General features: G+C 58.7%; 11 protein-coding genes. 6 read left to right on the forward strand and 5 right to left on the reverse strand.

What is annotated here, in order from left to right:
- Window positions 1–4: 4 nt before the first annotated feature.
- From Q0936_RS18505 to Q0936_RS18515, 3 genes are all read left to right on the forward strand, one after another.
- Window positions 5–1,933, forward strand: a complete 1,929-nt coding sequence (locus tag Q0936_RS18505; protein ID WP_299378343.1) for a TRAP transporter fused permease subunit — start codon at window positions 5–7, stop codon at window positions 1,931–1,933.
- Window positions 1,930–3,501: a sulfatase-like hydrolase/transferase gene (locus Q0936_RS18510; protein ID WP_299295618.1), complete on the forward strand. Its 1,572-nt coding sequence runs from the start codon at window positions 1,930–1,932 to the stop codon at window positions 3,499–3,501. The genes Q0936_RS18505 and Q0936_RS18510 overlap by 4 nt, the downstream gene beginning before the upstream one ends.
- Before the next feature lie 149 nt (window positions 3,502–3,650).
- On the forward strand, window positions 3,651–6,206 hold the full coding sequence (locus Q0936_RS18515) for a methyl-accepting chemotaxis protein (RefSeq protein WP_299295621.1): 2,556 nt from the start codon (window positions 3,651–3,653) through the stop codon (window positions 6,204–6,206).
- 299 nt (window positions 6,207–6,505) lie between these two features.
- Here Q0936_RS18515 and metG read toward each other — a convergent pair whose 3' ends face one another.
- The 4 genes from metG to Q0936_RS18535 all read right to left on the reverse strand — a co-directional run bounded on the left by metG (window position 6,506) and on the right by Q0936_RS18535 (window position 10,863).
- Complete coding sequence (gene metG / locus Q0936_RS18520; RefSeq protein WP_299295623.1) at window positions 6,506–8,218, reverse strand: methionine--tRNA ligase; 1,713 nt, start codon at window positions 8,216–8,218, stop codon at window positions 6,506–6,508.
- 73 nt (window positions 8,219–8,291) lie between these two features.
- The gene (locus Q0936_RS18525) at window positions 8,292–9,518 is read right to left on the reverse strand and encodes an MFS transporter (protein WP_299295625.1); all 1,227 of its coding nucleotides are present in this window, start codon (window positions 9,516–9,518) and stop codon (window positions 8,292–8,294) included.
- 66 nt (window positions 9,519–9,584) lie between these two features.
- Window positions 9,585–10,169: a YceI family protein gene (locus tag Q0936_RS18530; protein WP_299295628.1), complete on the reverse strand. Its 585-nt coding sequence runs from the start codon at window positions 10,167–10,169 to the stop codon at window positions 9,585–9,587.
- Window positions 10,170–10,233: 64 nt separating this feature from the next.
- A complete protein-coding gene (locus Q0936_RS18535; RefSeq protein WP_299295630.1) occupies window positions 10,234–10,863 on the reverse strand; it encodes a hypothetical protein in 630 nt (209 codons plus the stop codon).
- A gap of 126 nt (window positions 10,864–10,989) precedes the next feature.
- Here Q0936_RS18535 and Q0936_RS18540 point away from each other — a divergent pair, with 126 nt between their 5' ends.
- The gene (locus Q0936_RS18540; protein WP_299295632.1) at window positions 10,990–12,033 is read left to right on the forward strand and encodes an aldo/keto reductase; all 1,044 of its coding nucleotides are present in this window, start codon (window positions 10,990–10,992) and stop codon (window positions 12,031–12,033) included.
- A 125-nt stretch (window positions 12,034–12,158) separates the two neighbouring features.
- On the opposite strand, the gene Q0936_RS18545 is transcribed toward Q0936_RS18540, so the two are convergent.
- Window positions 12,159–13,091 carry a helix-turn-helix domain-containing protein gene (locus Q0936_RS18545; protein WP_299295634.1) on the reverse strand — a complete coding sequence of 311 codons (933 nt, stop codon included), beginning with the start codon at window positions 13,089–13,091 and terminating at the stop codon, window positions 12,159–12,161.
- A 71-nt stretch (window positions 13,092–13,162) separates the two neighbouring features.
- Between Q0936_RS18545 and Q0936_RS18550 the strand changes: the two genes are divergently transcribed.
- A complete protein-coding gene (locus Q0936_RS18550; RefSeq protein WP_299295636.1) occupies window positions 13,163–14,077 on the forward strand; it encodes a 3-keto-5-aminohexanoate cleavage protein in 915 nt (304 codons plus the stop codon).
- On the forward strand, window positions 14,074–14,607 hold the full coding sequence (locus tag Q0936_RS18555) for a lipocalin (protein ID WP_299295637.1): 534 nt from the start codon (window positions 14,074–14,076) through the stop codon (window positions 14,605–14,607). The genes Q0936_RS18550 and Q0936_RS18555 overlap by 4 nt, the downstream gene beginning before the upstream one ends.

Genomic DNA, 14,607 nt, shown 5'->3' on the forward strand with positions numbered 1-14,607 from the left:
ACCAATGACCGCAGAGACCAAATCCTCTGGCGGAACGACACGGCTATTTGCGCTTCTATCTGCTCTGGCCTGTTTTCTGCTTGGCGCGATTGCCCTTTACAGCTCTGGCTTGGGTTTGATCGATCCAAAGCTGCACAGGGCGGCCGGGTTTGCATTGGCGTTGATTGCAGGGGTTTCTGCCGCGCGCGCAAAGCGCGAAGCAGGCGGTCCTTTGACCGGTGCTCAGGGCAGCCTGCATTTGGTTTTGGATGTCGCAATGATTGCGGCAGGCCTTTGGGCGATCTGGTCGTTTCATTTCGTTCAGACGCAGATGGAAACGGCACTCTATGACGTGCGCGTCGCAGATGCATGGCCCGCATTGGCTGGACTGGTCGTGTTTCTGGAGCTCTGCCGCAGACTTTGGGGTTGGGGGCTGTTCGGGGTTGGCGCCTTTGGCGTTTTGTACCTGCTCTATGGACAGGATCTGCCGGGCATCATGGCCCATACCGGATTTTCACTGAAAGAAGTGGCCGAGGCACTTTGGTACAACACCAACAAAGGTGTGTTCGGTTCGATCACCAACATCGTGCTGTCCACGGTCTTTATCTTTATCGTCTTCGGCGTCTTGCTCGAAGGCACTGGCGCGGGCGACACCTTGCTAAAGTTCGCCTTTCTCGCGACCCGTCGCACGCGGGGCGGGCCAGCACATGCGGCCATTCTGGCCTCTTCGATGTTTGGGACCATGTCAGGATCGACGGTCGCCAATATCGTAGGCACCGGCACATTTACGATCCCGATGATCAAAAAACGCGGCTTCTCCCCCACCTTTGCGGCCGGGATAGAGGCAACAGCATCTTCGGGCGGCCAGATCATGCCGCCGATCATGGGCGCGGCGGCGCTGGTAATGGCTGATCTGACGGGTGTGGGTTACCTCAACATCATCGTTGCGGCGTTGTTCCCTGCTCTCTTTTACTATTTCAGCCTGTTCTCTGCCGTGACCGTCGAGGCAAGACGTCAGGGGATTGAGGTTCAACCTTTGTCGGTGGATGACAAGATCACCCGCTTGGACATGATCAATTCGATCCTCTTTATCGGTCCTATCGCCACGATCATCGGATCACTCGTCGCAGGGTTTTCGACCTCGGCGGCCGGGTTCTATGCCGTCATCGTCCTGTTGGCATTGTCCGTCATCAATCCGGCCGTCAGAGCGGATCCAATGCGGATCTGGCGCTCGTTTTTGAAAGGTTCCCAGTCTGGTGCCACCTTGCTGATCGCCATCGCAGCCATCGGCATTTTGGTGGGGTCGCTGGATTCAACCGGGCTCGGGCTGAAGCTGGCCAATGTCATCGCAACAGTACGGGGCGAAAGCCTGTTCTCGGCACTGCTGGTCGCAATGGCGGGCGCACTCATCCTTGGGATGGGAATGCCGACCTTGCCCGCGTACCTGATCATCATCTTGGTCATGGGACCGGCGATCCAAGCGCTCGGTGTGTCGATGCTGACTGCGCATATGTTCGTCTTTTACTACGGTGTCGCCTCTTCGCTGACGCCTCCCGTGGCGATTGCGGCCTATGCAGCGGCGCCAATTGCAGGGGCCAATCCGCTGATCACGGCCTTTATGTCGTTCCGCCTGGGTATGGCGAAATTCATCATCCCGTTTGTGTTCGCCTTCTACCCGACGATCCTGATTATCGAAGAATTCAGCATGCTACCGTTTCTCTGGATCGTGGCCAGAACATGCTTTTGCATCTGGCTGTTCTCTTCTGCGCTGTCGGCCTACGACCGTCGCAAGTTGACCGTCCCTGAGGTCGCCCTCCGCTTTGTTGCAGCCTTCACCCTGCTCGCGACAAGCCCGACGTTCCACCTTCCAGCCCTTGCCACCGGCATCGCCTTGATCGCGTGGGACATCCGCGCTGCGAAACGACTGAAACCATCCACGGAAGCTGTATCATGACCAAGCGCCCCAACTTCCTGTTCATCATCACCGACCAGCACCGCGCCGACCACCTTGGGTGCTATGGCAACGCGGTTGTGCAGACCCCCAACATCGATGGCATCGCCGCAAACGGGACCCGCTGGGACCGCTTCTATGTGGCCAACCCTATTTGCATGCCAAACCGCGCCTCAATCATGACCGGGCGCATGTGCTCTGCCCATGGGGCGCGGCACAACGGCATCCCGTTGTCCAAAGACCATACCACCTTTGTCGAACTGCTGCGCGATGCAGGGTACAGCACCGGATTGATCGGCAAGTCACACCTGCAAAGCTTTACCGGCCTGCCTGCATCCAACACGTTCCAACCCGCGGACGGCCTTACAGTCCCAAGCCCACACTTGCGCGACGCCCTAAAGAACAACCGGCACACGCCGGACTATGATCTCGAAGACATCACCCGCTGGGGCCGCCCCCTTGCTGAACGTATAGATGATGATTTCTACGGCTTTGAACATGTCGAGATTGCCGCCGATCACGCAGACCGGGCGTCTGGCGACTACTTGCTCTGGGCGCGGGAACAGAGGGCGGATTTTGACGATCTGGTTGGGCCGGAAAATGCGCTGCCCGACAATCGCATCGACGCGCCCCAGGCTTGGCGCACCGCTGTCCCCGAGGCGCTGTATTCAACCAATTGGATCGCGGATCGCTCTGAGGACTGGCTGGCAGACCAAGCCAAAACCGACGCTCCGTTTTTCCTGCAAATGTCATTTCCAGACCCGCATCACCCGTTTACGCCGCCGGGCAAATATTGGGACATGTATGACCCATTGGACATCGCCTTGCCCGCAACCTTTGGCAAAGGCGACCTGCCGCCGATCAAAGCCATGCGCGAAGCTATGGAGAAAGGCACCGACCCACGCGACAACCAAAACCCGTTTGCCGTCACCGAGGACGAGGCCCGCGCCATCATTGCACTGACATATGGCATGATAACCATGATCGACGACGCCATTGGACGCGTGCTGAAACAGTTGGAAACGCTTGGCCTGGCCGAAGACACCGTGGTGATCTTTACCTCTGATCATGGCGACTACATGGGCGATCACGGCCTGATGTTGAAACTCCTGCTGCACTACCAGGGTATAGTCCGTGTGCCTTTCATTTGGCACGATCCAAAGGCACCGGCACAAAACAAAGTTGATACTGGCCTTGGGTCCTCTATCGACATTGCGACGACCATCCTCGCCCGAGCCGGCATTCAGCCTTACAACGGCATTCAAGGTCGCGACTTGCTCTCCAGCCCGCCTCCTGAGGCGGTGATCGTGGAAGAAGATAGCCAACGCGTCATGACGGGGTTTGACAGACCGCAGCGCGTGCGCACGATCATCACGGATCAATACCGGATGTCTCTGCGGGAAGGTGAAGACTGGAACGAGCTATACGATTTGAAGGCCGACCCCGGTGAGGTTGAGAACCTCTATGATCAACCCGCAGCCCAAAGCACGCGGCAACACCTTTCTGAAGTCATGTTGCGCAGTATGATCTCCCTCCAGGACCGATCGCCGCTTCCAGCTTACAGAGCGTGAGCGCGACCGGTGGTCATCATACAGTCGGGCGAGCGCTTCCAGTCCTTCGCTTGAGTTAAGCCCGCAGTAACAGAGATGCTGTAGCTCCTGTTCCGAATACGAAAGTGGCGCGGCGGTTGGCCCGTTGCGAAAAACAAAGGGTATCGGAAATGCGGGCGTTTAATCTGGCTTCTTTAGGCAAGCCTCGCTTCAACAGTCTCCTCGTTCAATCGGTGTTGATTGCCGGGTTGATGACACTGTCTGTGGTTGCTGCCAAAACCCTGTTTGATCGCCAGGAAAAGCGTACATTGATTGCAGAAGCGCTTTCGTCACGCGCCGTCGATGTCACCGAACTGCTGGCTATCCAAATGGGTGCCTCCATCAAGTTCGGCAATGAGGTTGCGGTCCAACAGATCACTCAATCTATCATGGAGTCTGCCCAACCCGACATGGAAGGGACGCTGGTCGCGTCTGCAAATGGCACAGTGTTGTACGAAACGGCGGACGTGCAGATGCAATCGGATCTGGTGCAAGGTTTGATCGAGCAGGCCATAGCAAACAGCCAACGTGCCGTCTCGGCGGATATGTTGACTATTGTGACACCCGTCATTTTTGGAAACGACGGCGCCGTCGCGGGCGTAGTGGCGACACGTTGGACGTCTGAACACGTCATTGCGGCCTTGGCGCGCAGCGAGATGAAAGCGCTGGCACTGGGTGCCTCGGTCTTCATTATCGCCATAATCGGCATTGCCGTGTTTTTGCGCTTGGCAATGGCAAAACCACTGGACCGGTTGGGCGATGCCATGTCGCGTATTGCCGAACACCAATATGAAATCACAGTTCCACACATCGACAGGCAGGATGAGATCGGCCGCATTGCACAACGGCTTGATGGATTTCGTGTGACCCTCTCGCAAGCCGCTGAAATTCAGCGCGACAGCGCGTTCAAGGGCGCCGCCTTCGAGGGCAGCACAGCTGCCATGATGTTGGTCGATGAAAAGGGCAAAGTCACTTTTGCCAATCCGGCATGCAGTGCGTTGCTGAACAACTTGATGCCTGATCTTGCGGAGATTTGGCCCAATGCTACGGTGGGCGCTTGGGTTGGTTCTGATTTCACCGGCTTGTCGGGATTGAACGAGCGTTGGAGGTCTGAGCGCGCGGAGAAAACCACGGTAAATCTCCGTGTCGGTTCTCGGCACATTCGCATTCAACTGAACTCAGTTTTCGATGGGAACAATCAGTCGATCGGCGCGGTGGTAGAATGGAGCGACCGCACAGTGTCACAGCGTAACGCTGCAGTGATTGCTGGCATCGATCGCACTCAACTACGCCTTGATTTTGATCCTACAGGTGTTTGCGTCTCTGCGAACGACATCGCCATCGAAACGATTGCCGGCAGCAGCGGTTCTGGATCTGTGCCTGAACTGAGCAAGCTCTTGCGGCCGCAACAACACGATCGCAGTTTACCTGAAGATCTTCTTGCCCAAGTCCTCGGCGGCGCACAAATTCACGGAAAACTGGATCTGGCAACGCCCGGAGAAGAGGCGCTTGTTCTGGACGGAGGATTTGTCTCTGTGTTCGACGACGATGGAAGCTTGGAGCAAGTTGTCCTTGTTGGTTCCGACGTGACGAAAGCGGAGCGAGATTTGCGTGAAACAGTTAACGCGCAGGAACGAGTCGGGCAGGAGCAGGCAGCAGTTGTCACTCAACTTGCGGGAGCGTTGCAGCGTCTTGCAGAGGGGGACCTCGAAACGTCTCTGGAGGACAGTTTTCCGGCGGAATACGAAGAACTGCGTGGCAATTTCAATATGGCCATCGCCTCTCTTTGTACCGCTATGAGTGCAGTTTCACACAATGCGGAATCCATTCGGAATGAGACTTCCGAGATTACGACTGCGGCTGACGATCTGTCGCGTCGAACGGAACGACAGGCCGCAACTTTGGAGGAAACGGCCGCGGCACTGGACGAACTGACCTCTTCAGTTGGCTCGGCGGCTGAGGGCGCAGATGCGGCAAGTAAAATGTCAGCCGAAGCGCAGTCAAACGCGGAGCAGGGCGGTGAGATTGCTGGCCAAGCCGTCGAGGCGATGAGTAGCATCAAAACATCCTCTGAGGAGATCTCAAAGATCACGACTGTGATTGATGACATCGCTTTTCAGACAAATTTGTTGGCTCTGAACGCAGGTGTCGAAGCCGCCCGCGCCGGCGAAGCAGGCCGTGGCTTTGCGGTTGTCGCAACTGAAGTGCGCGCACTTGCACAGCGATCTTCCGACGCTGCGCGCGAGATTAAGACACTGATATCCACCAGTGCAGAGCAAGTGCAACATGGGGTGGAATTGGTCGACCGCACAGGTGCTGCATTGGCCGCAATTGTACATTCTGTTGCGGATATTTCCACGCGCGTATCCGAAATCGCCGGTTCGGCACGGCAGCAAGCCGCTGGGCTGAACGAGATCAATGTTGCGGTCAACGAACTCGATCACGTCACCCAACAGAATGCCGCTATGTTCGAAGAGACAACGGCTGCAAGCCATGCACTGACATTAGAAGCGGATGGCTTGGCGGCAGCAGTGTCCAAATTTAAGTTAGGGTGTGCGACCGTATCGGTGATGCCTGAAAAATCGCTGCAAGCGCCGGAGATGGCGACGAGGGTGGCCGCCGGTAATTTGGCATTGGCTGAGGAACTGGAGCCTGCTGATGCGCATGCCGGTTGGGAAGAGTTTTAAGGCCTTGCGAAACGCCAAGAGCCGGAGTGCATTTACATAGACTTAGTTGAGGTCATCAGCTTGCTTGGACGAACAGCCCTTACACTCAGCAATCTAACAAAAAACCGTCGACTGAAAACGAATGTGGTCGAGCTGGAGTGCGCCAGCAATAGGTCAGGCTTCTGAAATGCTAATGTGTGTTTAAAATAGTCACGGTGCATTAGCTCGCAAACTTTCCTGATCTCGATAAATACTGGAAAATTGCTCGTGCAGCCAAAACATTTGGCCAGCGTCGTCTACATCCCAACTTTTCAAGACTATCAGGTCCGAACACCTGCAAACCTTTTCTGCCACTCTTCACGATCTTCGTCGCTGATTTTGGCGAATAGGTTGTTGGGCACAGAAAACATATGCCCCTCAGGTAGCGAAGACAGCGCACTATCCGTGTCAGACGGCCAATTGGCGGATTGCACGTTCAGTGCCTGACGTATTTTTTCAGAGGCATCCGGAATGAATGGGGCCGACAAAATACCGTAGAGCCTGATCAGGTTCAAACCCATACGGATCTGCATGGCCGCTTGCGCTTCGTTCTCTTTGATTGTGGCCCAAGGCGCGGCATCTTGAAGGTATTCGTTCCCGGCGACCCAAATAGCACGCAGCTCCTGTGCCGACTTGCGCACTTCCATGGTTTCCATCAACTCTGCGTACCGCGCAATGCGGCTGTCGAGCTCGGCTATCAAGGTCTCTTCTCGGGGACCGTAAGCATCGCCACCCGGCACGGTCTCACCAAATTTGGAGCGGCAGAACTTGGTCACCCGGCTTACGAAGTTGCCGAGAACGTCCGCGAGGTCTTTGTTCACGCCTTGTTGGAACAACTCCCACGTAAATTCAGAATCCGACGTCTCCGGGCAGTTCGACAGCAGCCACCAACGCCAATAGTCAGCGGGCAAAATCTCCAAAGCTTGATCCATAAAGACCCCGCGGCCCTGGCTCGTTGAAAACTGGCCACCGTCGTAGTTGAGGTAGTTGAACGACTTGAGGTGATCCACCATTTTCCAAGGCTCGCCCGAGCCAAGAATTGTGGCCGGGAAACTCAAGGTGTGAAACGGCACATTGTCCTTGCCCATAAACTGCGTGTATCGGACATCATCCGCACCTTTGTCAGTGCGCCACCAGCGTTCCCAATCCGCGCCATCGTTGGCCTCGGACCATTCCCCGGCACAAGCGATGTACTCGATGGGCGCGTCAAACCAGACATAAAAGACCTTGCCTTCCATGCCGGGCCACTCGGCCGCGCCGCGCCGGACGGGAATGCCCCAGTCGAGATCGCGCGTGATGCCTCGGTCCTGCAATCCGTCTCCATCGTGTAGCCACTTTTTGGCAATCGACGTGGTCAATACGGGCCAGTCTTTCTTGCTGTCGATCCATGCATCAAGGTCGTCCTTGAGCGCGGATTGGCGCAAATACAGGTGCTTGGTCTCGCGGACTTCGAGGTCGGTTGATCCAGAAATGGCAGAGCGTGGGTCGATCAGATCGGTTGGATCAAGTTGTTTCGTGCAGTTTTCGCATTGATCGCCGCGGGCCTTGTCATAGGCACAGTTGGGACAGATGCCCTCGATGTAGCGGTCGGGCAGATATCGGCCATCGGCGTTGGAATAGACCTGTTGTTCCGACACTTCGCGGATCAGGCCGGCATCGGCAAGCCGCCCTGCGAAATGCTGTGTGAGGGTATGGTTCTGTGGCGATGAAGACCGGCCAAAGTGGTCGAAAGACAAGCGGAACCCACGGGCAATCTCGGCCTGAACGGCGTGCATCTCGGCGCAGTATTCGGCCACAGGTTTTCCGGCCTTTGCGGCGGCGAGCTCGGCCGGGGTGCCGTGTTCGTCGGTTGCGCACAGGAACAGAACCTCGTTGCCGCGCGCCCTTTGGTAGCGGGCATAAAGGTCGGCAGGCAATTGGCTGCCCACCAGGTTTCCAAGGTGCTTGATCCCGTTGATATAGGGAATGGCGGATGTGATCAGATGACGCTGCATGGGTGGCCCTTTGGCATGTTGCGCTTCGTTTAACAGCGCGGCGCGGTGGGGAAAAGGCCTCGTCTGGTATGGGTCAGTTGCGTCTGTCCCGGCTGCGCCCTGTGAGACGACCAATCAGGAAAGATGTCCGGGGCGTGTATATATAGCGCGTGCGTTGCTCGGGCGATTTGCGCGCGCGCATACGGGCCATACCGAACACGATCAGTATGCCATGGCCAACGGCAATCATCGCAAAAAGGGCGGGGGGGCCATAGGCGTCGATGAGGGCCGATGCCGTAAAAGGTGCCGCAATGGCGCCGAGGGCAAAATAGAACATGAGGGCCGCCGACAGTTCGACCCGCTCTGATTCATCTGCAAAGTCATGGGCGTGCGCGGCCGCGACGGAATAGATAGGGAATGTCGTCAGGCCAAAAAGACCAGCAGTGAGCATGATCCCTGCGGGACCAAGGCCGCCTGACATCGCGGTGACGCCGCAACTCGCCATTGCAGCCACTGACAGCCAAATCAGGATCCAGCGGCGGTCGAATTTGTCCGCCAACCAGCCTGCGGGGTACTGTGCAATTGCGCCTCCAAAGACGAAAGCGGCCATGAACCAGGCGATCTGCTGTGCGGACAGGCCGACTTCTTGACCATAAATGGGCCCGACCATTCGGAATGATGCGCTGGACAGGGCTGCAACCAGTACGCCAGCGGCGGCAAGGGGCGAGCGTTGGAAAGCGAGGCGTGGGCGCAAGCGCGGCGAGCTGGGCGTGTCGGGTTGTTTGACCGTTGTCAGCGTCAGTGGCAGCAGTGCGGCACAGCAGACGATAGCGAGGATGTTGTAGCTGATGTAGCTGGCCGGCTCCAACACGCCGATCACCAGTTGCGCGGCCAGCGATGCGCCCATGTCGATGACGCGGTACACGCCCATGGTGCGCCCACGGGTTTCGTTGGTGACCTTGGCTTGCAACCAGGCCTCGATCACGGTGTAGCAGCCCGCAACACACATGCCGGATGCAACGCGCATGACGGCCCACGCGACTGCGTCAACGATCATCATGTGGGCGATCAGGCCGATGGCGCCTGCGGCCGTGAACGCGGCAAAGGCGCGCGAATGTCCGACACTGCCCATAAGGCGCGGCGCCCACCAGCAGCCGATGAAAAAGCCCAGAAAATGCGCAGAGCCAAGCATGCCGATTTCTTGCCGGGTAAAGTCCAGCGCCAGTCCAGACAGGGCATCCAGAGGGCCAAGCGAGCCGGAGCTGAGCTGCAGCAGGACAACCGAGAGGAACAGTGCGGCAAAGGAGATGATCATACGCATGACACACCCCTTGTGCGTCATGCGTGTGCCGAGCCCAAGCAGTTATTCGACGGGTGTGCGTCGTTTTCAGGCGGTGGTGGCGATTTCTGCTGTGATGGCGATTGCGACGGTGTTGTCGACCAGATCGGCGTAGCCGGTTGCGCCAAAGTCGCGGCGGTTGACCTGTCCGGAGAGTTTTACGTTCAGTGTGCTGAAGTCGCCGGGTTTGGTGCCACGCGGGCGAAACAGGGAGGCGTTGAAGCGCACGGGTCGGGTGGCGCCGCGCAGGGTAAGTTTGCCATCGACAACTGCTCCCTCCGAGAGGCGGCCGCCCGGTCCCAGTTTGATGCGGGTTGATTGGAACCGTGCCAGTGGAAAGGCGGCGGCATTGAGAACGCTGGAGGATTTGAGCGCCTCGGTGGCAAAGATCAGCCCGGTGCGTGCGCGGCGCACGTCAGCCGTTACGTCGGCCGTCGATGCGGCAAGGTTTGCGCTGTCGATTGTGAGGTTGGCGGTGTCGATGGGCACTGTGCCTTTGACCGGCGCGCCGTTCAGTTGGAAAGTGTATGTGATGGTCGCACCGGCTCCGCTGAGGGTATAGGGGCGGGGTGCTGCAAAGGTGGGCGTCGCCAGAGCGGCGAGGCTGAGCCCGAGAAAGTCGCGACGATACATGAGCGTGTCCTTGGATCGGTTGTGTGAGACGGTAACACACCACGCCTGAAAATCATGTAACCGATCACGCAGCCTTGATGGATCCGGAGATGCGCGGCAACGGCTGATGGGGCGCGCGGGTCACGTGCCAGGCGTGTTGCGGTGCCGTCCGGGCACGCAGTCGGGTCAGCGTCCAGGCGCCGGGGGTCCCTTGGTGGTCGGGGGCAAGATGCCAGCGGCTTTCCACGCCCTGTGCGCCGCCCATGCCAGGTGTCAGCAAGAGACCAAGCGGGGCGTCCCCCTTGCCTGTGCCGCCGTATTCCGCCGCGAGATGCATCCGCCGCACAGGTGTCAGCGCGGGCAATCCGGGCAGGTCGGCCACCACCAGAGAGACGGTGCCGGAACGCAACGCTTCCTCCATGCTCCACAAGACATCGTCGGCCCGGTCGGGTTGAACCAGGATCAGGCGGGCAGGATCGACAAAGGGCATCATCCCGCAGGCGCTTATTTGGTCCCTGGACCAGTCCGGCGTGATCCAGACCACAGCGCCTGTGCTTTGCGCGGCAAGCCACAGGGCGAGGCGGTGCCGAGCGGGGCCGCACGCCTCATGCACCCGGCCCAGGGCCAGCCGGTGCTGGTCCGTCTCTGGCAGGATATGCAGGCAATCGGTGTCGCGCGCAGCAGTGCGCGCCATAAGAGCGGCAGGAACAGGCATGGCATCAGTCTAGTATGTTCGCTTTATGTTCTCAATAATTCTTTAAAAATGCACAGCCGAAATTTAACTTGCCCGTCAAGGCTGGGCCGCTAGGGTCGCGCGGAAGACAAGCGGGAAGGGCAGGCCATGGAACGACGCAAACTGGGACACACAGGTATCGAGGTCTCGGCCTTGTGCCTTGGGTCCATGACATGGGGCACGCAGAACACCGCCGAAGAGGGCCATGCCCAAATTGACCGCGCGTTGGATGCAGGCATCAATTTCATTGATACGGCCGAGATGTATCCGGTGAACCCGATCAGCAAGGCAACCATAGGGCGCACGGAGCGCATCATCGGTCTGTGGCTGGAGCGCGGTGGCACCCGCCATGATGTCGTTCTGGCGACCAAACATTCGGGCGAAGGTATGCGTCACGTGCGGGGCGGCGCGCCGATCACAGCAGATAGTATTCCCGAGGCGGTCGAGGGGTCGCTGCGGCGTCTACAGACGGATTACATCGATCTTTATCAATTTCATTGGCCCAATCGGGGCAGTTACATGTTCCGCAAGAACTGGACATATGATCCCAGCGGGATGGACGCTGCAGCGGAACGGCAGAACATGGAAGACTGTCTCGGCGCGTTGCAGGCCGAGATGGACAAGGGACGGATCCGTACGTTTGGGCTGTCGAATGAAAGCGCATGGGGCACAGCACAGTGGTTGGCCGCCGCAGAGCGCACAGGCGGGCCGCGCGTGGTCACCACGCAGAATGAGTATTCCTTGATGTGCCGCCTCTATGACACGGACATGGCAGAGCTGAGCATAGCGGAAGACGTGGGGCTGCTTTCGTTTTCGCCGTTGGCTGCGGGTCTTTTGACGGGCAAGTATCAGGACGGAGCGGTGCCAGCGGGATCACGGCTAAGCCTGAATGCCGACCTTGGCGGTCGCAAGACGGCGCGCGCGTTTGCTGCTGTGGACGCCTATTTGGAAGTGGCAGGCAAGCATGGGCTTGATCCGACCCAGATGGCATTGGCCTGGTGTATGACGCGTCCGTTCATGTGTTCGGTGATTTTCGGTGCGACATCGCTGGATCAATTGGATGTCGCGTTGGGAGCGGCGCATCTGACGCTCGATGCGGAGGTACTGGCCGATTTGGATGCTGCGCATCGCGACCATCCGATGCCGTATTGATGGGGCCGTATTGACGCGATTGAGGTGATCTGGATGAGCGCCCGTATGCGGGCGCACGCGACATCCGGTGACCCCCTACCTGACCTTCCCCTCGGGGGAAGGAACCGTTTTGCGGGCGGCGTGCGCTATTGTGAGGTTCGGCGCAGTGTTGACGGGGCATTGCCATAGGTTTTGCGGCATGCGCGCGAGAGGCTGGAGACCGCGGCAAAGCCTGTTTCCAGGGCTACGTCCTGAATTGGAATGTTTGTTTGCGTCAACAGCCGACGCGCCTCTGCCAGGCGCAGGGACAGGTAATGTGACTTGGGTGTTGTGTTCAGGGCGCGCTTGAAATTCAGTTGCAGCATGCGTGGACTGATGTCGAGGCTCGCGGCAATTTGGGTCAGGGGCAGGGGTTGGTCCAAATGCGCTTCCATCAGCTTGTGCGCACGGGCCGTGATCCTGTTGTGAGGTTTGGTTGTTGGATGTCTGAGCTGTGGATCGGACGGCGCGGGATGCGAGGTGTGGATAAAGCTGGCCGCCACAGCATTGGCCAAGGGCGCGCCGTGCAACGTCTGGATCAGATGCAACATCATGTCGAGGGCAGGGGCCGCGCCGCCACTGGTCCAGCGCAAGTCTGACACGACATAGCGCGCGTTCATCGTGTCGATCTCGGGGAACGCCGTTGCAAAGCTGTCCAAATCCTCCCAGTGGGTGGTTGCAAAGCACCCGTCCAGTATGCCCGCCTTGGCCGCGATCCACGGCCCGCCGTCTATCGCCAGAACGCGCGTGTCTGACTGTGCAAGGCGGCGCAGGCTGGCCATCAATTGCGGCGTGGCTTGGGCCTTGAGTTCGAAACCGGCTACGACGATCAACACGTCACATGCCGTGACACGGTGGAGGGGGGCGGCCGGAACCGTAAGGCCGCTGGTCAACGTGACACTTTGCGATCCCGGTGTGGCAAAAGACCAGTCAAAGACGGGTTTGTTGGCATGCCTGTTGGCTGCGCGCAGGGGGTCCACTGCGGCAGCGAGCGACAGGGTGTTGGTATGTTCCAGCACAAGAATGACGGTTTTTGTCATCGTATTTCGTCTTTTGACAAGTCTCGGATCGGAGTTCGGGCATTGTGACAGAAAATGCAAGGATGTCGCCAATGCCCCTGTCCATGAACCGTGAAGTTTTCATCACCTGTGCCGTCACCGGTTCGGGTGGCACCCAAGATCGCAGCCCGCATGTGCCCCGCAGTCCGGAACAGATTGCAGACAGCGCCATTGCCGCTGCCAAGGCGGGTGCGGCGATCGTGCATTGCCATGTGCGTGACCCCAAAACCGGTGCACCGTCGCGTGACCTTGGTTACTACCGTGAGGTGACGGACCGTATTCGTGCCGCAGATGTCGACTGTATCCTGAACCTGACGGCTGGCATGGGCGGCGACATGGTGTTTGGCGATGTCGAATCCCCGTTGCCTCTGAAAGCAGAAGGGACGGACATGATCGGCGCATCCGAGCGTGTTGCGCATGTCGCGGCATGTCTGCCGGAAATCTGCACGCTGGATTGTGGGACGATGAACTTTGCCGAAGCCGATTATGTGATGACCAACACGCCCGGCATGTTGACGGCGATGGGGCGCATGATGACGGAGTTGGGCGTCAAGCCTGAGATCGAAGCCTTTGACACGGGGCATTTGTGGTACGCGAAACAGTTGGTCAGCGATGGTGTTCTGGATGCACCTGCGCTGGTGCAACTGTGCATGGGTGTGCCATGGGGTGCGCCCGACGACCTGAACACGTTTATGGCGATGGTCAACAATGTGCCGGATGACTGGACGTTTTCCGCCTTTGCGCTGGGCCGCAATCAGATGGCCTATGTCGCGGCCGCCGTGCTGGCGGGCGGGAACGTGCGTGTCGGCCTTGAGGACAATCTGTGGCTGGGCAAAGGGCAGTTGGCGCAGAATTGGCAGCTGGTCGAACGAGCCGCGACAATCATCGAAAACATGGGTGCACGGGTGATTGGTCCGGCGGAGGTGCGCGCCAAGCTTGGGCTGGTCAAGAGAGCGCCGCAGGGATGATTGCGTCCGTGTCGGGCTGGGGCAAACGCGCGGTGTGGATGGGCGCCATGTGTGTCCTGTCGGCGTGCGCGGTGCCGCCACCTGAAACCCCGAGTTTTCGGACACAGAGCGCACCCATCGGTGTCACGACCCGTTTTGACGGCGATCGCATGTCCGGCGATTGGTTTGTGCGCGGTGCGCTGCCGGGGGACGAAACCGTGCAGGCGGTGAATTTCATCACATTGGACGCTTTGCCCACAATGGTCGTGTCCACCAACGAGGGTAACGGCCTGCGCAAGACGGTATGGCGAGGGCGTGAGCGTCAGTCGGGGCGTTATGAATTTCGCCCGGACGAGGGAACCGTGTCGCGCGACCTTGTTGTGATCTGGGTGGACCAAGGCTTTCGGACAGCGGCCATTGGTGATCCGGCGGGTCGCTTTGCCTGGGTGTTAGATCGTGCACCGACAGGTGGTGCGGACAGGATCACAGCCGCGCGCAAAGTGTTGGTGTTCTCTGGGTTTGACCTCAGCAAAATGGTCACCCGACCCTGA

Origin of the sequence: uncultured Tateyamaria sp. (genome assembly GCF_947488715.1) — a bacterium.
GTDB lineage: Bacteria > Pseudomonadota > Alphaproteobacteria > Rhodobacterales > Rhodobacteraceae > Tateyamaria.